Annotated in this window: 18 protein-coding genes; 7 read left to right on the top strand and 11 right to left on the bottom strand. The window is 69.1% G+C overall.

The window, feature by feature from the left end:
* The first annotated feature begins 58 nt into the window (after positions 1 to 58).
* Together EV379_RS03080 and EV379_RS03075 are read left to right on the top strand one after the other, a co-directional pair.
* The gene (locus tag EV379_RS03080; RefSeq protein WP_242616453.1) at positions 59 to 1,630 is read left to right on the top strand and encodes an acyl-CoA carboxylase subunit beta; all 1,572 of its coding nucleotides are present in this window, start codon (positions 59 to 61) and stop codon (positions 1,628 to 1,630) included.
* Positions 1,630 to 1,881 carry an acyl-CoA carboxylase subunit epsilon gene (locus tag EV379_RS03075; protein WP_130504849.1) on the top strand — a complete coding sequence of 84 codons (252 nt, stop codon included), beginning with the start codon at positions 1,630 to 1,632 and terminating at the stop codon, positions 1,879 to 1,881. The genes EV379_RS03080 and EV379_RS03075 overlap by 1 nt, the downstream gene beginning before the upstream one ends.
* 403 nt (positions 1,882 to 2,284) lie before the next feature.
* Here the strand turns inward: EV379_RS03075 and EV379_RS03070 are convergent, their stop codons facing one another.
* From EV379_RS03070 to EV379_RS03055, 4 genes are all read right to left on the bottom strand, one after another.
* Positions 2,285 to 3,304, bottom strand: a complete 1,020-nt coding sequence (locus tag EV379_RS03070) for a hypothetical protein (protein ID WP_130504848.1) — start codon at positions 3,302 to 3,304, stop codon at positions 2,285 to 2,287.
* On the bottom strand, positions 3,301 to 4,599 hold the full coding sequence (locus EV379_RS03065) for a sensor histidine kinase (protein WP_130504847.1): 1,299 nt from the start codon (positions 4,597 to 4,599) through the stop codon (positions 3,301 to 3,303). The genes EV379_RS03070 and EV379_RS03065 overlap by 4 nt, the downstream gene beginning before the upstream one ends.
* Positions 4,586 to 5,281 (bottom strand): response regulator transcription factor, encoded by a 696-nt coding sequence (locus tag EV379_RS03060; RefSeq protein WP_130504846.1) that lies wholly within the window; start codon positions 5,279 to 5,281, stop codon positions 4,586 to 4,588. The genes EV379_RS03065 and EV379_RS03060 overlap by 14 nt, the downstream gene beginning before the upstream one ends.
* A gap of 71 nt (positions 5,282 to 5,352) precedes the next feature.
* Positions 5,353 to 6,726 carry a class I SAM-dependent RNA methyltransferase gene (locus EV379_RS03055; RefSeq protein ID WP_130504845.1) on the bottom strand — a complete coding sequence of 458 codons (1,374 nt, stop codon included), beginning with the start codon at positions 6,724 to 6,726 and terminating at the stop codon, positions 5,353 to 5,355.
* A 41-nt stretch (positions 6,727 to 6,767) separates the two neighbouring features.
* On the opposite strand from EV379_RS03055, the gene EV379_RS03050 reads away from it, so the two are divergent.
* From EV379_RS03050 to EV379_RS03040, 3 genes are all read left to right on the top strand, one after another.
* Complete coding sequence (locus tag EV379_RS03050; protein ID WP_130504844.1) at positions 6,768 to 7,406, top strand: Maf family protein; 639 nt, start codon at positions 6,768 to 6,770, stop codon at positions 7,404 to 7,406.
* Between the two features lie 103 nt (positions 7,407 to 7,509).
* Complete coding sequence (locus EV379_RS03045) at positions 7,510 to 9,270, top strand: acetyl/propionyl/methylcrotonyl-CoA carboxylase subunit alpha (RefSeq protein ID WP_130504843.1); 1,761 nt, start codon at positions 7,510 to 7,512, stop codon at positions 9,268 to 9,270.
* A gap of 228 nt (positions 9,271 to 9,498) precedes the next feature.
* A complete protein-coding gene (locus EV379_RS03040) occupies positions 9,499 to 10,698 on the top strand; it encodes an acyl-CoA dehydrogenase family protein (RefSeq protein WP_242616207.1) in 1,200 nt (399 codons plus the stop codon).
* A 71-nt stretch (positions 10,699 to 10,769) separates the two neighbouring features.
* On the opposite strand, the gene EV379_RS03035 is transcribed toward EV379_RS03040, so the two are convergent.
* On the bottom strand, positions 10,770 to 12,209 hold the full coding sequence (locus tag EV379_RS03035; protein WP_130504842.1) for an NAD(P)H-quinone dehydrogenase: 1,440 nt from the start codon (positions 12,207 to 12,209) through the stop codon (positions 10,770 to 10,772).
* Positions 12,210 to 12,313: 104 nt separating this feature from the next.
* Here EV379_RS03035 and EV379_RS03030 point away from each other — a divergent pair, with 104 nt between their 5' ends.
* Together EV379_RS03030 and EV379_RS03025 are read left to right on the top strand one after the other, a co-directional pair.
* Positions 12,314 to 13,141, top strand: a complete 828-nt coding sequence (locus EV379_RS03030; protein ID WP_130504841.1) for a purine-nucleoside phosphorylase — start codon at positions 12,314 to 12,316, stop codon at positions 13,139 to 13,141.
* The gene (locus tag EV379_RS03025; protein ID WP_130504840.1) at positions 13,141 to 14,853 is read left to right on the top strand and encodes a phospho-sugar mutase; all 1,713 of its coding nucleotides are present in this window, start codon (positions 13,141 to 13,143) and stop codon (positions 14,851 to 14,853) included. The genes EV379_RS03030 and EV379_RS03025 overlap by 1 nt, the downstream gene beginning before the upstream one ends.
* Before the next feature lie 68 nt (positions 14,854 to 14,921).
* Here the strand turns inward: EV379_RS03025 and EV379_RS03020 are convergent, their stop codons facing one another.
* From EV379_RS03020 to EV379_RS02995, 6 genes are all read right to left on the bottom strand, one after another.
* On the bottom strand, positions 14,922 to 15,197 hold the full coding sequence (locus EV379_RS03020; RefSeq protein WP_055834302.1) for a PTS sugar transporter subunit IIB: 276 nt from the start codon (positions 15,195 to 15,197) through the stop codon (positions 14,922 to 14,924).
* The gene (locus tag EV379_RS03015; protein ID WP_130504839.1) at positions 15,194 to 15,640 is read right to left on the bottom strand and encodes a PTS sugar transporter subunit IIA; all 447 of its coding nucleotides are present in this window, start codon (positions 15,638 to 15,640) and stop codon (positions 15,194 to 15,196) included. The genes EV379_RS03020 and EV379_RS03015 overlap by 4 nt, the downstream gene beginning before the upstream one ends.
* Positions 15,641 to 15,688: 48 nt before the next feature.
* On the bottom strand, positions 15,689 to 16,810 hold the full coding sequence (locus EV379_RS03010) for an adenosine deaminase (protein WP_207226186.1): 1,122 nt from the start codon (positions 16,808 to 16,810) through the stop codon (positions 15,689 to 15,691).
* 146 nt (positions 16,811 to 16,956) lie between these two features.
* A complete protein-coding gene (locus EV379_RS03005) occupies positions 16,957 to 18,258 on the bottom strand; it encodes a thymidine phosphorylase (RefSeq protein ID WP_130504838.1) in 1,302 nt (433 codons plus the stop codon).
* Complete coding sequence (locus tag EV379_RS03000) at positions 18,255 to 18,680, bottom strand: cytidine deaminase (protein WP_278044016.1); 426 nt, start codon at positions 18,678 to 18,680, stop codon at positions 18,255 to 18,257. The genes EV379_RS03005 and EV379_RS03000 overlap by 4 nt, the downstream gene beginning before the upstream one ends.
* Before the next feature lie 40 nt (positions 18,681 to 18,720).
* On the bottom strand, positions 18,721 to 19,983 hold the full coding sequence (locus tag EV379_RS02995; protein ID WP_130507259.1) for an ABC transporter permease: 1,263 nt from the start codon (positions 19,981 to 19,983) through the stop codon (positions 18,721 to 18,723).
* Positions 19,984 to 19,988 lie beyond the last annotated feature (5 nt).

Genomic DNA, 19,988 nt, shown 5'->3' with positions numbered 1-19,988 from the left:
TGGCGTGCACGATAGAGTGAACCGCGTGACCGAGAACTCCAGCACTGCGGCCCCCGACATGTACACGACGGCGGGCAAGCTCGCCGACCTGAAGCGTCGTTACCACGAAGCCGTGACGGCCAGCGGCGAGGCCGCGATCGCCAAGCAGCACGCCAAGGGAAAGATGACGGCGCGCGAGCGCATCGAGCAGTTGCTCGACCCCGGCTCCTTCGTCGAGCTCGACGAGTTCGTGCGCCACCGCACGCACGCGTTCGGTATGGAGGCCAAGCGTCCATACGGCGACGCCGTCGTGACCGGAACCGGCACCATCCACGGCCGCCAGGTTGCCGTGTACTCGCAGGACTTCACGATCTTCGGCGGCTCGCTCGGCGAGGTCGCGGGCGAGAAGATCATCAAGGTGATGGACCTGGCGCTGAAGACCGGTGTTCCCATCATCGGCATCCTCGACTCCGGCGGAGCCCGCATCCAGGAGGGCGTCGTCGCCCTCGGCAAGTACGGTGAGATCTTCCGCCGCAACACAGCCGCCTCCGGCGTCATCCCCCAGATCTCCATCATCTGCGGCCCGGCCGCCGGTGGAGCCGTCTACTCCCCCGCACTCACCGACTTCGTCATCATGGTCGACAAGACCAGCCAGATGTTCGTCACCGGCCCCGACGTCATCAAGACCGTCACCGGCGAGGACGTCGGCATGGAGGAGCTCGGCGGTGCGCTCACGCACAACAAGATCTCCGGCGTCTCGCACTACCTCGCCAGCGACGAGCCGGACGCGCTCGACTACGCGCGCACGCTGATCAGCTTCCTGCCTGACAACAACATGGCCGAGCTGCCCGTCTACGAGAGCCACGTCGAGCTCGAGGTGACGGATGCCGATCGCAAGCTGAACACGATCATCCCCGATTCGCCCAACCAGCCCTACGACATGAAGACCGTGATCGAGCACGTCGTCGACAACGGCGACTTCCTCGAGGTGCAGCCGTTGTTCGCGCCGAACATCGTCGTCGGATTCGCCAGGGTCGAGGGACGCTCGGTCGGCATCATCGCCAACCAGCCCAACGCCATGGCCGGCACGCTCAACATCGACGCCGGCGAAAAGGCCAGCCGATTCGTGCGCTTCTGCGACGCCTTCTCGATCCCGATCCTCACCCTCGTCGACGTCCCCGGCTACCTGCCGGGCACCGACCAGGAGTGGACCGGCGTGATCCGGCGCGGCGCGAAGCTGCTCTACGCCTACGCCGAGGCGACCGTTCCCCTCGTGACCGTCATCACCCGCAAGGCATACGGCGGAGCGTACATCGTGATGGGCTCGAAGCAGCTCGGTGCCGACATCAACCTCGCCTGGCCAACTGCCGAGATCGCGGTGATGGGCGGCCAGGGTGCAGTCAACATCCTGTACCGCCCCGAGCTCAAGCGTGCAGAGGAGGCGGGCGAAGACGTCGCGGCCGTGCGCACCAAGCTCGCCAACGAGTACACCTACAACGTGGCCAGCCCGTTCCTCGCCGCGGAGCGCGGCGAGCTGGACGGCGTCATCGAGCCGGCCGCGACGCGCGTCGCCGTGGTCAAGGCCCTGCGCGCCCTCCGCACCAAGCGTGCCAGCCTGCCGCCCAAGAAGCACGGGAACATCCCGCTCTGATGGCTGAGCACACCGCACACGAGACCGCAGGAACGAGTGGCGAGCCGGCGAGCCTGCGCTTCGTCACCCGTCACGTCTCCGAGCCGGAGCGCGCGGCCGTCACGGCCGTGCTCGGCTCCGTGCTCGAGCAGGAATCCGCGATGCTCGGGCAGGCGCCGGGCCGCGGGGCCTCGGCCTGGCAGCGCAGCCAGCGTGCGCTGCGCACGCCGATCGAGCCCGGTCAGGGGCGTTGGTCCCGCCCGGCGCTCTGACGAGCATGCCGATCCGGTCGCTGTACCCCAGAGCAGCCGCGATCGGCCCCGCGCCGCTGGCGCACTGTCGCACCCTGTCCCCCACGAATCGCCCGTTTTGTACCCCAATGTCCCCCTAAAAGCCGACTTTCAGAGGGTGGGGCCCTGCGGCAATATAGTTCTTGCTAGGTGTCTCTCATTGAGTTACACCACCAATCACTCGTCGACTAGGGTAAGCAGGCGAGTGCTTTGGGGGCGAGTCAGGGTTACATTCGGGTTGTCGCCCTGACTCGGATGCCGAAAGGGAGTCGATCTGAGATCGGCTCCCTTTCGGCCTTTAAGCACACCGTCACCGGTGCCCGCTCGGCCGGTGCGGCGAGCAGACCCCCGGCGCGCACGCGGCGTCAGCGGCGATCAGCGGCGATCAGCGCTGACGCGGGATCTCGAGCCAGAGTTCGACCTCGTCGTCGAGCTCTTCCTGGCCCAGCGCACTCGCACTGCCGCCGTCGCTCTGGCTGAGGCCGACGACCGTCACGGCCGTCTCCGAACCGTCCGAGACCGTGCGGGCGATGATCTTGTTGGCCGCGCTGCCGCGGATGGCGGCAGCCAGCGCGTCCAGCACGCGCTCGCGCTCATCGTCGTCCAGCTCGTCGATGCCGCCCTCGTCGAGCAGCGTCACGATCGCGCCGCCGCTGCGGGCGCCACGCACCGCTGAGCGCACACTGTCGTTCAGCAGCATCCTGCCGCGGATCTCGTCGCGGATGGCCGCCTCGAGGTTGCGGCACTCCTGGCGCTGCGCGTCGTTCAGATCGCCGCCGAGATCGGCGATGCGGCGGAGCATCGGAGCCGCGATGCGGTTGGTCTGGGCGAGCCGGAAGCGGCGCTCGTAGAGGTGGGCGTCCTGCGCGGCCTGCCACTCAGTGGCCTCGCGCTCCGCGCGCACGAAGTGGTTGGCGTCCCGGCCGGCCTTGGCCAGCTGGCGCCCGAGCATATGCGCGACGGCGACCCAGACGATGCTGCCGACGACGCCGATGCCACCGAGCGCACCCGGTCCGGCCCAGAGCATGGTCTGGACCGCCAGGAAGCCGACGCCGATCCACGCGACGGCCAGGCGCCGCCTGGCGGCGGCGATCGTCATCAGCGTTCCGACCGCCGCGACATACCAGGTGGCGTAGCCGTTGTCGGCGTTGGGGTCGAGCTGGCTGGTCACGATCAGCGGCAGGGCGATCGCGGTGGCGAGGTCGAATCCGGCCAGCCAGAGCGGCATCCGGGTCGGGCTGCTCGGCCACAGACTGATCAGGGTGGCACAGGCGTAGAGGCCCATGGCCACGATCGACGGCCACGGCGAGATCGGCACGGCGAGGGCGTAGAGGCCGAGCACGATGTGGTAGCCGGAGAACAGCGCGGCCAGCGCGAGGATCAACAGTCGGGGAATCGTGATCATGCTTCGGCCCCCTGCTCGACAACGGCGTTTTCGGCCGGCCACTCGAGAACGATCGTCGTGCCGGCACCCGGGGCGCTGCGCACGCTGGATTCGCCGCCGACGGCCGCGATCCGCTCGAGGATCGACACTCGGAGGCCGATGCGCGCCGACGGCATCTTCTCGACGTCAAAGCCGACGCCGGTGTCGGCGATCTCGAGCCGGACGCCACCGGATTCGCGGGCCGCGAGGCTGAGAGAGCGCCGGATCGGCCGCCACACGGCCGGCTCCGTCGACGCGCCGCCCGCGTGCTGCATGCTGTTGACGAGCGCCTGCACGGCAGCGGAGTAGAGCGCCTCCGTCACCTGCGCGGGAAGCCGCAGGCCCTGCGTGTGGCGCACGCTCACGCTGACCGGCGCGGAGAAGGCGGCGATCGCCGCGCGCAGCCTGCGCTCGAGCTGCTCGACGGGCACCACGCGATCGTCCCCGGGGATCACCGCGCCCGCGGCATCCAGTCGGGCGATCGCCTCCGTGGCCATGCTGGCGGCGAGCGCCTCGTCGGCCGGCGTGCGTGCGTTGGCGGCCGAGAGCAGTGTGGTCAGCACGCTGTCGTGCACGATGGCGTCGACCTCGATGCGTTCGAGCTCTGTTGCGTGCTGCCGCACGGCTGTCGTGTATGTGCTCAGGGCGGCGGCCTGGGCGAGGTCGACGGCGGCTGCCGCCTGCCGCAGCATTGTGATGATGATCAGCACGACGAGGCCGAGCATGATCGCGTAGACGGCGTCGAGTGCGGCCAGGGCGGTGTCGACGTTTCCGCCGGAGGGGAACGTGCGCAGCGCGCCGTACACGATGGGTACGAGCAACGTGTATGCGGCGGCCCAGCCGACGGGGAACGCAACGGCCGCGCACGCCGTCGCCACCGTGCAGAGGAACCAGAGCCAGGGCTTCTGGTCGGTGAAGATCGCGGCGTCGACGACGGTCAACGGCCAGACCAGGAGTCCGAGGAGATAGGCGAAGGCGACCCAGCTCGTCGTCAGCCGCACGAAGCGATTGAACAACGTCGCGATGGCAACCAGGATCAGGCCGCCGAAGATGGCGATGTTGACGGCACCCGCCCAGACCGGGTCGAGGTCCGGCAACTGGCCGTACATGATCGGCACGCTCTGCAGACCGAAGACGACGCCGAGGACGCCGACTGCGCGGGCAACGATCGTCTCGATCTTGGCGGCGCTGACCGCCTTGATGCCGTTGGCCCGCATCAGCGGCGGCGCAGGCCGAGTGATGTCTCCCTCGGCCGCTACGGCGTCAGCCGCGGCCATCCTCGCCGTCCTGGTCGAGCCCGGGGAGGATGCCGTCTTCGACGGCGCGCCGCAGCAGATCGACCTTGGTCGGCGCGGGGCGCCCGACCTCGACGTACTTCACACGGATGCGGTCGAGGTACTCACGCGCGGTCGAGTGTGCGATTCCCAGCTGGCCGGCGACGAGCTTGAGCGGGAGGCCGGAGGCGTAGAGGTGAAGCACATCGCGCTCGCGCCGGCCGAGTTGGGCCTTGGCGAAGTCGCGGTCGGCGTCGATCGCCGTCGCCCATTCGAGGTTGTTGAGCACCTCGCCGCGCGCCACGGTGGCGATTGCCGCCATGACCGTCGTCGTCGGGGAGGACTTGGGGATGACGCCGGCGACACCGGCAGCGAGCGCCTCGCGCACGCTGGCGACGCGGTCGGCGATGCTGTGCACGAGCACGGCCGCGCCGGTCGCCTGCGCCAGTTTGACGTTGTCGGTCACCCGTGATCCGTCGCCGAGCGAGAGGTCGAGCACCACGACGTCGACCGGGCGGCCGTCGATCACATCGATCAGGCCCTGCGCCGTCGCCGCCGTGTTGACGACCTCGTATCCTGCCGCCTCACAGGCCGCCTTGATTCCAAGCCGTACCGACTCGTGGTCGTCGACGATCGCCACGCGTACGAGCTTCTGCTCGACCGCCACCTCTTGACCCACGGTCATCCTGCCCTTCGTCGTCCCGACGCCAACGATAGTTGAGCGCGGGTTCATCATGCGAGTATGCGAAACCGGACTCAGCGTGTCGGCACCAGTCGGGCGACCGCCTCGACGTGGTGGGTGTTCGGGAACAGATCGTAGGCGTTCAGGCTGGCGAGCTCGTAGCCGTGCCCGGCGAGCAGGCCGATGTCACGGGACAGGGCGACGGGGTCGCAGGCAACGTAGATCAGCTGGCGCGGGCGCAGGGCCGCGAGCGAGTCGATGACCGCACGGCCGGCTCCGGCGCGGGGCGGGTCGAGCACGACGGTCGCCGCCTGCAGCCTGGCGCGCTCTGTTGCGCTGGCGTCACGTCCGATGCGGGCCAGGTAGCGGTCGACGCGGTCGGTGATCGCGGAGGCGCCCACCCACTCCGCGAGGTTCTCGGCCGCGTGGTCGGTTGCGACGGCATCCGACTCGACGGTCGTGATGCGCACGGTCTCGCCGAAGCGGTCACCGACGGCCGCCGCGAGCAGGCCGACGCCGCCGTAGAGGTCCAGGTTGGCGGCCCGCGGGTCGAACTCGGCCTCATCGATGCTCGCCTGCACCGCACGGTAGAGGGTGTCCGCCGCGTTCGCGTGCACCTGCCAGAAGCCACCGGCCGAGAGCCCGAACGTGCGCTCGTTCACGACCTCGTAGACGGTTTCGGATGCCGACCGCGCCGGTCGCCCCTTGGCATCGCGCTCGACGACGACGATGCGGGTGGCGTCGGCGCTCGGCGCGATCACATCGACGTAGGCCGCACCGGGGAAACGCTGCGTGAGGGGGGCGGTCTCGGCGACGCTCGAGGTGGCGAGCGGGAGGGAGTCGACGTGGACGACATTGTGCGAGCGGGACGCGTACGGGCCGACACGGCCGTCCCCGTCGACCTGGAGCCGCACGCGGGTGCGCCAGCCGGTGCCGTCCTCAGCCGCATTCGCCGGGGCGTCGCTGGCAGGGGCGATGGTCTCGACGGTGATCGCGTCGGTGACGTCGCTGCCGAGCTTCGCGAAGCGCTGCAGCGAGTCGACCAGCACGGCGCGCTTCAGATCGCGCTGCTTGTCCATGGTGATGTGGCCGAACTCGGCGCCGCCCGCTCGCTCGGATGGGTCGCGGCTGAGTGCGGCCTCGGCCCAGATGTGCTCGCGACGCTCCGGCGCGGCGCTCAGCACCTCGACCGTCTCCGCACGCCAGAAGCTGGCGTGGCCGTCATCCGTGATGCGTGCGCGCACCGTCTCGCCCGGGAGGGTGTCGCTGACGAAGATCACCCGGCCCTCGCTGCGGGCGACGAAGACGCCGCCGTGGGCTACGTTGGTGACGTCGAGCTCGACCTCGGTGCCGACGTTCGGCCCGGCCGGCTTGCGCTCGGCTCGAGTGCCGGGCGACGCTGCGCCCTTCGGCCGTGCGGATGCTGCGGAACGTGCTCGATTACCCATGTATTGATCGTCCCACACCGCGACCATTCGAAAGGCCCCCGATGCGCCTCTATCTCGCTTCGACCTCGCCAGCCCGCCTGGCCACGCTGCGCGCCGCGGGCATCGAGCCGCTCACACACTCCCCCGGCGTCGACGAAGACGCGCTCGTCGCCAGCGTCGAAGCCGAGCGCGGCCCGCTGCCGGCCTCCGAGATGGTGCAGCTGCTCGCCAGGGCCAAGGCCGAGGCGATCGTCGGGGCGGATGTCGGCGGCGCAGCCATCGACGGGCTCATCCTCGGCGGCGACTCCGCCTTCCTCTTCGGCGGGCAGATCTTCGGCAAACCGCACCGCCCCGAGGTCGCCCGCGAGCGCTGGCTGGCGCAACGCGGCAAGAGCGGCGAGCTCTGGTCCGGCCACTGGCTGATCGATCACCGCGGCGGGCAGCTGCACGGTGCGGTCGGCCGCGCCGACATGGCCACGGTCAGCTTCGCCGAGCCGGATGAGGCCGAGATCGACGCCTACATCGCCAGCGGGGAGCCTCTCGCCGTTGCGGGCGCGTTCACGATCGACAGCCTGGGCGGCCCGTTCATCCGCCGGGTCGAGGGCGACCCGAGCACCGTCGTCGGGCTCTCGCTCTCGACGCTGCGCGATCTGGTGCGCGAGCTGGGCGTCAGCTGGCCCAGTCTGTGGAACCGCGGCTGACGATCGGCACGCCCCGCCGTTGTCGACATCCGCAGCGTTCACAGCGCATGTTTGTCGATACCGACCAAAGGCGGGCGCGGCCGGGGCAATAAGCTAGGGAACTATGTCGCGCATAACCAAGGTCCTCGTCGCTAACCGAGGCGAAATCGCCGTCCGCGTCATGCGAGCCGCTCGCGACCACGGGATCCTCTCCGTCGCCGTCTACGCCGACCAGGACCGCGACGCCCAGCACGCCAAGCTCGCCGACGAGGCGTACGGCCTCGACGGCACCACCAGCGCGGAGACCTACCTCGTCATCGACAAGCTGCTCTCGATCGCGCGCCGCTCCGGCGCCGACGCCGTGCACCCCGGCTACGGCTTCCTCGCCGAGAACGCCGACTTCGCCCGCGCCGTGATCGGAGCCGGCCTGACCTGGATCGGCCCGAGCCCCGAGGCCATCGAGAAGCTCGGCGACAAGGTCTCGGCCCGCCACGTGGCGGAGAAGGTCGGCGCACCGCTGGCCCCCGGCACCCTGAACCCCGTCGCGGATGCCGCAGAGGTGCTCGCCTTCGTCGACGAGCACGGCCTGCCCGTCGCCATCAAGGCCGCCTTCGGCGGCGGCGGCCGCGGCCTCAAGGTCGCCCGCGAACGCGGCGAGGTCGCCGAGATGTTCGACTCGGCCACCCGCGAGGCGATCGCGGCATTCGGCCGCGGCGAGTGCTTCGTCGAGAAGTACCTCGACCAGCCCCGCCACGTCGAGACGCAGTGCCTCGCCGATGCGCACGGCAACGTCGTCGTCGTGTCGACCCGTGACTGCTCGCTACAGCGCCGCCACCAGAAGCTCGTCGAGGAGGCCCCCGCGCCCTTCCTCACCGATGAGCAGAACGCCGAGCTGTACCGCGCGTCCAAGGCGATCCTCAAGGAGGTCGGCTACCTCGGTGCCGGCACCTGTGAGTTCCTCATCGGCAAGGACGGCACCGTCTCCTTCCTCGAGGTGAACACGCGCCTGCAGGTCGAACACCCGGTCTCGGAGGAGATCACCGGCATCGACCTCGTGCGCGAGCAGTTCCGCCTCGCAGAGGGCGGCGTGCTCGACTACGAGGACCCGGCCCCGCGCGGCCACTCCTTCGAGTTCCGCATCAACGGCGAGGATGCCGGGCGCAACTTCATGCCGGCGCCGGGCCCCATCCACGTCTTCAAGCCGGCCGGCGGCCCCGGCGTGCGCGTCGACACCGGCGTTCAGGCCGGCGACGTCATCTCCGGCTCCTTCGACTCGCTGCTCGCCAAGCTCATCGTCACCGGTGCCACCCGCGACGAGGCCCTCGAGCGTTCCCGTCGCGCCCTCGACGAGTTCGAGGTCGCCGGACTGCCGACCGTCCTGCCGTTCCACCGCGCCATCGTCAACGACCCGGCCTTCGCACCGGCCGACGGCGCGCCGTTCAGCATCTACACCCGCTGGATCGAGACCGAGTTCGAGAACACCATCGAGCCGTGGAGCGGAACGGGCGAGGAGGCGGCGGCCCCTCAGGCCCGCCACAGCGTCGTCGTCGAGGTCGACGGCCGCCGCATCGAGGTCACCATCCCGACGCGTCTGCTCCCCGGTTCCGCCGAGCACACCGCCGGCCCGGCGCCGCGCCGTCGCGCGGGCCACGCCGTCGACACCTCCACCGGTGAGAGTGTGAAGGCGCCGATGCAGGCGACGATCGTCAAGCTCGCCGTTGCCGAGGGCGACAAGGTCGTCAAGGGCGACCTCATCGTCGTGCTCGAGGCGATGAAGATGGAGCAGCCGATCACCGCGCACCGCGACGGCACCATCGGGCCCGTCAACGCCTCCGTCGGCGCGACCGTCAGCTCCGGCCACCTGCTGATGAGCATCGTCGACTAGCCGGCAACACTCTGACGGCGGCACCGCGCACTGCGCGGTGCCGCCGTTCTGTCTCCCGCTGACACGCCGAGCAACGAATCCAATGCTCGACAGCGGCGCCGCCACGGGCAAGACTGGGTACGCGGCGACGATGCCCAGAAGGCTCTCGCCGCGCTCCGGTGCGCACTCTCCGCGCCCCGGGACACCGTGCGGCGCTGCATCCGGCGCCGCCTGGCTGGGAGGACCCACGTGATCCAGGACTACGACGTTTCAGAGCCGCTCGACACCGACTTCTATCGGGTGTTCGACGACATTCCGACTGCCGACCGTGAGGTATGGCAGCGGGCCCGCGGCTTCGTCGAGGAGATCTGGCCGACGGTCAATGAGGCGTGGGAGAACGCTGACTACCCACTCGAGCGCGTGCGCCGCATGGGCGAACTCGGGCTCCTCAACGACGGCGTCTCCGGCGACGGCCTCCGCACGCTCTCGCCGCTCGGCGCCGGGCTCGTGACCATGGAGGTCTCGCGCGGCGACGGCTCGCTCGGAACGATCATCGCCATCCAGGGAGGCCTCGCGCTGCGCACGATCGCCCTGCACGGCAGCCCCGAGCAGAAGGCCAAGTGGCTGGTCCCCGTCGAGCGCGCGGAGGTGCTCGCCGCCTTCGCGCTCACCGAGCCGTTGCACGGTTCTGACTCGGTCGCCCTGGAGACCACGGCGGTGCCGGATGCCGACGGCTGGGTGATCAACGGAACGAAGAAGTGGATCGGCCACGGTCTCGGCGGCGCCGTGACCATCGTGTGGGCCAGGGTGCCGAGCGCCGACAAGCACGGCGGCAGCGTGCGCGGCTTCCTCGTCCCCCAGGACACCCCCGGCTACAGCGCAGAGGTGCTCACAGGCAAGGTGGCCCTGCGCTCCGTGCACCAGACACGGATCACGCTGGAGAACGTGCGCGTTCCCGCCGACGCCGTGCTGCCGGGCGCGCAGAGCTTCAACGACACCTCGACGGTGCTCTACGCCACCCGGCTCGGCGTCGCCTGGTCGGCGCTCGGCCACGCGATCGCCTGCTACGAGGCGGCGCTGAACTATGCGACGCAGCGCGTGCAGTTCGGCCGGCCGCTTGCCCAGTCCCAGCTCGTCCAGGAACGCCTCACGAAGATGCTCTCCGACGTGACCTCGATGCAGCTGCACTGCATGCACCTGGCGAAGCTCGACGAACGCGGCGAACTCGACCCCGTGATGGCGTCGATGGCGAAGTACACCTGCACCCGCAAGGCGCGATCCGTCGCGGCCATCGCCCGCGACATGATGGGCGCCAACGGTGTGCTGCTCGAGAACCACGTGATCCGGCACCTGGTCGACATGGAGGCCGTGCACACCTACGAGGGCACGGAGAGCATCCAGGCGCTGCTGATCGGCCGCAGGATCACGGGCGAGAGCGCCTTCAAGTAACGACAGTTGAAACCCCGTCGATTGGGCCTGTCGAACTCGGCTTTCGACAGGCCCAACCGACGGCGACCGCGTTACTTGTCGACGATGTGCAGCGCGCGGGCGGCATCCGAGATGGAACCGCTGAGCGAGGGGTACACCGGGAAGGCGTCGGCGATCTGGTCGACCGTCAACCGGTTCTCAACGGCAAGGGCGAGGGGGAAGATCAGCTCGCTGGCCTTCGGTGCGACGATCACGCCGCCGATCACCGTGCCGGTGCCGCGGCTGGCGAAGAGCTTCACGAAGCCCTCCTTGATGCCCATCATCTTGGCTCGCGGGTTCGAGGCCAGCGGCAGCTTGTAGATTTCGCCGCGACGGATGCCCTCTTCGATCTGCTTCTGCGTCCAGCCGACGGTCGCGATCTCCGGCTGGGTGAAGATGTTGGACGTGATGTTCTGCAGCGCGGGCGGGTTGACGGCGTCCCCCATGGCGTGGAACACGGCGGTGCGGCCCTGCATCGATGCGACGCTGGCCAGCGGCATGAACGTCGTGCAGTCGCCTGCGGCGTAGATGTTCGGCATCGAGGTGCGGGCGACCCGGTTCACCCGGATGTGGCCGCTCTCATCGAGCTGCACGCCGGCCTCCTCGAGTCCGATGCCCGCCGTGTTCGGGATGGCGCCGACGGCCATCAGGCAGTGGCTGCCCTCGACGGTGCGCCCGTCGGAGAGCGTGGCGACCACGCCATCCTCCGTGCGCACGACCGAGTCGGCGCGCGACTTGCTGAGCACGCGCATGCCGTTGCGCTTGAAGGCGTTCTCGAGCACGTGCGCGGCGTCGGCGTCTTCGCCTGGCAGCACCTGGTCGCGGCTGGAGATGAGCGTGACCTTGGCACCGAGTGCGCGGTAGGCAGACGCGAACTCGGCCCCCGTGACACCGGAGCCGACGACGATCAGGTGCTCAGGCACGGTCTGCAGGTTGTAGAGCTGGGTCCAGGTGAGGATGCGCTCGCCGTCCGGAACCGCGGATGCCAGCACACGCGGACTCGCGCCGACAGAGACGACGATCGTGTCGGCCTCAATGCGGTCGAAATCGGTTCCGGCGTCGCCCTGGGCCGTCGAGACGATGATCGCGCCTGAGCCGTCGAGACGGCCATCGCCCTGCACGAGCCGGACACCGGCACGCAGCAGATTGGCCTTCATGTCTTCCGACTGCTGGCGCGCCAGGCTGAGGAGGCGCTTGTTCACGGCGGCGAGGTTGATGGCGACCTCCGGCCGCACAGGCACGCCGTCATCGCCACGGGTGAAGAACTGCACGCCGAGGTCGGCGGCCTCTTTGATCGAGTTCGAGGCCTCTGCTGTCGCGATCAGCGACTTGGACGGCACGACATCCGTGAGCACGGCCGCACCGCCGACACCGACGCGCTCGACGAGCGTGACCTCCGCACCGAGCTGCGCACCGGCGAGTGCCGCTTCATAACCACCGGGCCCTCCACCGAGTACTGCAATTCTGTGGGTGCGTTCGAACTCATAGGCCATTGCCCCATTCTCCCCTGCCGTCTCACACGCAGCAAATGAGCACACCCTGAGCTGCATATGAGCAAAATCTGCTGCGCGGGCGCATCCGTCATTAGAGTTGAGGCATGTCTGTACAGAACCCACTTGACCTGCCCGATTCTGACCCGTTCGACGTCGCACGGATCGCCGCAGAGCAGATCGCCGAGAAGACCGGCGTCGAGCACCACGACATCGCGCTGACCCTCGGCAGCGGCTGGGGCAAGGCCGCCGAGCTGCTCGGCGAGACGACCGCCACCATTCCGGCCCACGAGATCATCGGCTTCAGCAAGCCGGCACTCGAAGGCCACGTCGGAACCCTGCGCTCCGTGCTGCTGCCCAGCGGCAAGCGCGCCCTCGTGATCGGTGCACGCACCCACTACTACGAGGCCCACGGGGTCCGCCGCGTCGTGCACAGCGTGCGCACCGCCGCCGCGACCGGCGTGAAGACGATGATCCTGACGAACGGCGCCGGCGGCATCAAGGAGACGTGGAAGCCCGGCACTCCGGTGCTGATCAGCGACCACATCAACCTGACCGCCGATTCACCGCTCGAGGGCGCGACGTTCGTCGACCTCACCGACCTCTACTCGAAGCGGCTGCGCGATCTCGCCCACTCCATCGACAGCACGCTCGACGAGGGTGTGTACTGCCAGTTCCGCGGCCCGCACTATGAGACGCCGGCCGAGGTGCAGATGGCGAAGATCATCGGCGGCCACATCGTCGGCATGTCGACGGCGCTCGAGGCGATCGCCGCACGCCAGTCGGGCATGGAGGTGCTGGGCATGTCGCTCATCACCAACCTCGCCGCCGGCATCCAGAAGACACCGCTCAGCCACGCAGAGGTGATCGAGGCCGGTCAGATGGCCGAGCCCGTGATCAGCGCCCTGCTGGCCCGCATCGTGGCGGCGATCTGATGAGCTCGGATGCCGCTCTGCTCGAGACGGCGCGGGCCTGGCTCGCCCAGGACCCCGATGCCGAGACCCGTGCAGAGCTGCAGCAGCTAATCGACGCCGCGGCCGGCGGCAGCGCGGACGCCTCGTCCGAGCTGCACGACCGTTTCGACGAGCGGCTCGCGTTCGGCACCGCCGGGCTCCGCGGCGAGATCGCCGCTGGCTCCAACCGGATGAACCGCGTGCTGGTCTCGCAGGCCGCGGCCGGGCTCGCCGGCTACCTCCTCGAGGTTGCTGCGCCCGGCGAGGTGCCGTCCGTCGTGATCGGCTACGACGGCCGCAAGAACTCGGACATCTTCGCGCGCGACACGGCCGAGCTGATGGCCGGGGCCGGGGTGCGGGCGATCCTGCTGCCCCGCCTGCTGCCGACCCCCGTGCTCGCCTTCGCCGTGCGCCACCTCGATGTGAGCGCCGGTGTGATGGTGACGGCCTCGCACAACCCGCCGAACGACAACGGCTACAAGGTGTACCTGGGTGGCAGCAACGAGGGCTCCCAGATCGTCGCCCCCGTCGACGCCGCGATCGCGAGTCACATCCTGCGCGTCGCCGCGGAGCAGAACGTGCTCGAGCTGCCGCGCGGAGCGTTCGAGACGGCGGAGGAGGGTGTCGTCGACGCCTACATCGCCGCCACGGCCGCCGTGGCATCCGAGGCGCCGGATGGCGGCCGCGCCGAGCTCTCCGTCGTCTACACCGCCATGCACGGCGTCGGCTGGGAGACCGCACGCAGCGTCCTGGCCGCGGCCGGATTCTGCGCCCCACACATCGTCGCCGCGCAGATCGATCCGGACCCGGCGTTCCCGACGGTCGCATTCCCGAACCCGGAGGAACCGGGCGCGATGGATCTGGCGATCGAGACGGCGCGCGCGTTGGACGCAGAGCTCATCATCGCGAATGACCCGGACGCCGACCGCCTGGCCATCGCGATCCCCTCCGCGACGGATGCCACCGGCTACCGCCGTCTGAGCGGCAACGAGCTCGGCGCACTGCTCGGCTGGCGCGCCGCTGAGCGGGCCGTGGCCGCCGCGTCGGGCGACAACGGGGCGACGGGCACCCTCGCCTGTTCCATCGTGTCCTCGCCGGCCCTCAAGGCCGTCGCGGCACACTACGGACTCGAGTTCGCCAACACGCTCACGGGCTTCAAGTGGGTCTCGCGCGCTCCCGGGCTGGTCTTCGGCTTCGAGGAGGCGCTCGGCTACCTGGTGAACCCGGAGACCGTGCGCGACAAGGACGGCATCTCCGCAGCGGTCGCGCTGCTCGACCTGGCCACGTCGTTGAAGGCGTCCGGTCGCACGATCGCCGACCACCTCGAGGAGTTCACCGCGACGTTCGGTGCATACGCCTCCAGCCAGGTCTCCGTGCGTGTGACGGATCTCTCGCGCATCGCCGAGGTGATGTCAGCGCTGCGCGCCGACCCTCCGGTCGAGATCGGCGGCATCCGCGTCGAGCAGATCGACGACCTCGGCGAGGGCTTCGGCGCACTGCCGCCGAGCGATGTGCTGCGCATCTGGCTCGCGGGTGGCGCCCGCGTCATGGTGCGCCCGAGCGGCACGGAGCCCAAGCTCAAGGTGTACATCGACGCCTCGTCGACCGACGGCACCGTCGTCGAGCGCGAGGCGGCCGCCGCGGCGACCGTCGCAGCCCTCGAGACCGGGATGCGTGCGCTGGTAAACGCGTAACAGCCAACTAGAACAAACGGCCCTGTCTGCAGCTGCAGACAGGGCCGTTTCTTCGTGTTCGGGTGCGGCTACCAGCCGAGCGCGCCCTCAAGCTTCTCCATGATCTCCTCGAGATCGAAGTAGTTGTTGATCACCACGATGTCGGCGTTGGTCGCCCCGATGTGGGAGACCAGCTCCGGCGAGGTGAGGATCACCTGCGCGTCGGCGGCGGCGACGGCGAGGCTCGCCACATCGGATGCCGAGACCTCGGCCTCGATGTCGAGCCGTTCGAGGGCGCGCTCCGCGTTCACCTTGAGGATCCCAGAGGTGCCGATGCCCGCACCGCAGATCGCGACGATCTTCACGCGTCGACCCCGAGCAGGCCGCGCACCGTCGCGGCGTCCGGTGCAGCGGCCAGCGCCGGGATCACGCTCTCGTCGTTGAACACGTTCGCCAGCGCGGCGATGGAGTGCACGTGCTCGTCTGAGCTCTTCACCGCGAGACCGATCAGCACGCTGACCGGGTCGTTGTGCGGGTGCCCGAAGACGACGGGCTCCGCCAACGTGACGACGCTGAGGCCTTCGCGCAGCACATCGGGACCCGGCCGTGCGTGCGCCAGAGCGAGCCCGGGGGCGATGACGATGTACGCACCGAACTCGTCGATCACCTGCACCATGCGCCCCGTGTATCCGGCGCTGGTGGCGCCGGAGCGCTGCAGGGCCTCACCGCACAATTCGACGGCTGCACGCCAGTCGTCGGCGCGCACGGCGATGTCGATGGCCGAGTCAGGCAGGGGCGGGAGAGTCATCGGTGTCTTTCAGAGTGGTGGTACGCGAGGGTGGTGCGAGGTGGAGGTTCAGACCTCGGCGTAGGCGTCGGCGATGTCCTCTGCGAGTTCTTCGCGCTCCTCAAGCGGGAGGAACGCCGCGGCGACGGCGTTCTGCTGGAACTGCTCGAAGTCGTCGACGTCGTAGCCGAAGGCGTCGCTCAGCAGGCCGAGCTCCTTGCTGATCGTCGTGTTGCTCATCAGGCGGTTGTCGGTGTTCACCGTCACGCGGAAGCCGAGCTGGTAGAGCAGGTCGAATGGGTGGTCGATGAGCTCATCGCCCCATGCCGCGATGGCCCCGGTCTGCAGGTTCGACGACGGGCTGAGCTCGAGCGTGATCTGGCGGTCGCGCACCCAGCGGGCGACCGGGCCGAGCGTGACGTAGCTGTTGTCGTCGTCCTCGCGCTCGATCGTGACGTCCTCGGCCAGGCGGACGCCGTGGCCGAGGCGCAATGCGCGGCCGTCGAAGAGCGCGCCGCGGATGCTGTCGATGCCGTCCGCCTCGCCGGCGTGCACGGTGACGGGGAAGTATTCCTTGGCCAGGTAGTCGAACGCGGCGCGGTGGTTGCCGGCCGGGAAGCCCAGCTCGGCGCCGGCGATGTCGAAACCGACGACGCCGCGGTCACGGTGGCGCACGGCCAGTTCGGCGATCTCGAGTCCGCGGTCGGCGTGGCGCATGGCCGTGACGAGCTGGCCGACGCGGATCTCGCGGCCGGAGGAGAAGACGTCGTCGATGCCGGCCTCGATGCCCTGCTGCACGGCTTCGACGACCTGGTCGAGGCTGAGCCCACGGGCGAGGTGCTGCTCTGGTGCCCAGCGCACCTCACCGTAGATCACGCCGTCGGCGGCGAGGTCTTGGACGAACTCGCGCGCGACCCGCTCGAGCCCCTCGACGGTCTGCATCACGCTCGTGGTGACGTCGAAGGTCTTGAGGTACTCGACGAGGGAGCCGGAGTTGGCCTGATCGGCGAACCAGGTGCCGAGCGCGGCGGCATCCGTTGTCGGTACATCGATGCCGATGGCATCGGCGAGTTCGATGACGGTCTGCGGCCGCAGACCACCGTCGAGGTGGTCGTGCAGGGAGATCTTGGGCAGCGCTTCGATGCTGATGGCGCCGCCGGGCAGAAGGTGCTCGCTCTGAGAGGTGTTCACCCTTACAAATCTAGTGGTCGGACGGCCAGGATGTCTCGGCAGATTCGCAGCAGCCGCGGCAAACGCCCACTGGTTGAGCCTGTCGAAACCGTCCTGCGGGGTTTCGACATGCTCAACCAGCGGAACAGCGCCGCTGGGCGCGCTTGTCAGCGGCCGATGCGCTCGGCGATCAGCGGCCCGCCGTCGAGCACGGGCTCACCGGGGTCGCCGATGCGCCATGCACCGTCGACGGCCTCGAGCGCACGGGCGAAGCGCTCCGGCTCGTCGGCGCTGAGCGTGAACAGCGGCTGGCCTTTCCGGATCGTGTCGCCCGGCTTCGCGTGCAGGTCGATGCCTGCGGCGTGCTGGACGGGGTCCTGCTTGCGGGCGCGACCGGCGCCGAGGCGCCAGGCACCGATGCCGAACGGGAGCGCCTGCTGTTCGACGAGCACGCCGTCTCGGTCGGCGAGCACGGTGTGCGTTTCGCGCGCGACGGGCAGCGCGGCATCCGGGTCTCCGCCCTGGGCGCGGATGACGTCGCGCCACTTGTCCATGGCGCGGCCGTCCGTGAGCGCGGCTGCCACGTCGACGTCGACGATGCCGACGAGCGCCAGCATCTCCTCCGCCAGGGCAACCGTGAGCTCGACGACGTCGCGCGGGCCGCCACCGGCCAGCACCTCGACGGATTCGCGCACCTCGTTGGCGTTGCCGATGGCCAGGCCGAGCGGCACGTTCATGTTGGTCAGCAGCGCGGATGTCGCGACGCCGGCATCCTCACCGAGCGCGACCATCGTCTGCGCCAGCTCGCGGGAGCGCTCGATGTCCTTGAGGAATGCGCCGGACCCGAACTTCACGTCGAGGACGAGCGCTCCGGTTCCCTCCGCGATCTTCTTCGACATGATCGAGGAGGCAATCAGCGGGATCGCCTCGACCGTGCCCGTGATGTCGCGCAGGGCGTAGAGCTTGCCGTCGGCTGGGGCCAGCCCGCTGCCCGCTGCGCTGATCACGCCGCCGTGCTGCTGCAGCTGCGTGAACATCTCCTCGTTCGTGAGGTTCGCGCGCCAGCCGGGGATCGACTCGAGCTTGTCGAGGGTGCCCCCGGTGTGGCCGAGGCCACGCCCGGAGAGCTGCGGAACCGCGGCGCCGAACACGGCGACGAGCGGCATCAGCGGCAGGGTGATCTTGTCGCCGACGCCGCCGGTCGAGTGCTTGTCGGTGGTCGGCTTGCCGAGATCGGCGAAGCTCATCCGCTCACCGCTGGCGATCATCGCCATCGTCAGGTCACGGATCTCGCTGCGCGACATCCCGTTCAGGAAGATCGCCATGGTCATGGCGGCCATCTGCTCGTCGCCGACGTAGCCGCGGGTGTACGCGTCGATCAGCCAGTCGATCTGCGCCGTCGTGAGAACGCCGTTGTCGCGCTTCGTGTGGATCAGGTCGACGGCGTCGAATGCCTCGATGGTGCTCATGATGCTCCTTCTGCGAATGCGACGAGGGTACGCGGCCCGAAGGCGTCGGGCAGGACCTCGTCGATCGTCTTGATTCCCGAAACCGTCTGGAGCAGCATGCCGGGTGCCGAGTGCTCGAACAGGAGCTGGCGGCAACGCCCGCATGGCATCAGCGCGCCGCCGTTGCCGTCCACGCATGTGAAGGCAACGAGCTGCCCCCCGCCCGTCATGTGCAGCGACGACACGAGCGCGCACTCCGCGCAGAGCGTGAGCCCATAGGAGGCGTTTTCCACGTTGCATCCGCTGATCACGCGGCCGTCGCTGACCAGCGCGGCCACACCGACGGGGAACTTCGAGTACGGCACATAGGCCTTCTTCATCGCGTCGAGGGCGGCGGCGTGCAAGCCGTCCCAGTCGATGTTCTCGGATGTCGCGGCGTTCACATTCGTCTCCTGACCCAGAGCTTCGCTCCTTGCGGCTGAATTACTTGATGTACGGCTTGCCATCGGCTGCCGGCGCCCGAGAGACCCCAACCAGACCGGCCACAGCGAAGATCGTGACGACGTAGGGCAGCATGAGCATGAACTCGCTCGGTACGGGCGAGCCGATGATCCCCAGCACGTTCTGCAGGTTCGTGGCGAAACCGAACAGCAGCGCGGCGAGGGTGGCCTTGATCGGGTCCCACTGGCCGAAGATCACGGCGGCCAGCGCGATGAAGCCGGCTCCGGCCGTCATCTCTTTGTTGAACGCTCCAACGGAGCCGAGGGTGAAGAAGGACCCACCGATTCCGGCGATCGCGCCGGCGAGGGCGACGTTCCAGAAGCGGGTGGCGTTGACCTTGATGCCGACGGTGTCCGCGGCCTTCGGGTGCTCGCCGACCGCGCGCAAGCGCAGGCCCCACTTGGTCTTGTACAGTGCATAGGCCACGGCGGCGACGGCGATGTACATGACATAGACGATGATCGTCTGCTTGAACAGCACCGGCCCGATGATCGGGATGTCGCTGAGCAACGGGATCTCCAGGCGGGGAAAGCGCGGCGGGGTGTTGAGTAGCGCGGCGTTCGGCGCGAGCACCTGCGAGAACAGGAAGCTGGTCAGGCCCGTGACGAGCACGTTGAGCACCACACCGACGATCACCTGGTCGACGAGGTACTTGATCGCGAAGGCGGCGAGCACCATTCCGACCAGCACGCCGGCGACGAGCGCGGCCAAGACGCCGAGCAGGAGCGACCCCGTGGACGTGGCCACGACGGCAGAGGTGAAGGCACCGGCCAGCAGCTGTCCCTCGATGGCGATATTGACGACACCGCCACGCTCCGAGATGACGCCGCCGAGCGCACCGAAGATCAGCGGCACGGCGAGGCTGACCGAGCCGAACAACAGGCCGGTGACCGGGATGGAGGATCCTGCGGCAGCCCAGCTCAGGAAGCCGACCATGAACAACAGCGCGAACAGCACCGTCAACCAGATCGAGGTCTTCCGCCGCGAGATCACGGCCAGGGCCGAGGCCGCGGTGATCAGCAGCAGGGCGAGGAAGATGACCCATCCCGTCGTCGCGGAGTTCACGACGACATCGGGCAGCTGGAAGGTGTCGCGCTCTGACGAGAGGCGGAAGGTGGTCTCGCCCGGGCGGGCGTTGAGCACGAACATGACAAAGGCGATGACCGTGAAGATGCCGAATGCGATCGGCGCCTTCCAGCTCTTGATCACGGTGCTGTCGAGCGCGATCGGCTCGGAGGACGGCATGACGA

Source organism: Microterricola gilva, assembly GCF_004217495.1.
GTDB classification, from domain to species: Bacteria; Actinomycetota; Actinomycetes; order Actinomycetales; family Microbacteriaceae; genus Microterricola; species Microterricola gilva.
The sequence above is the reverse complement of the archived record's forward strand: the minus strand, read 5'-3'. Positions and strand labels throughout refer to the sequence as shown.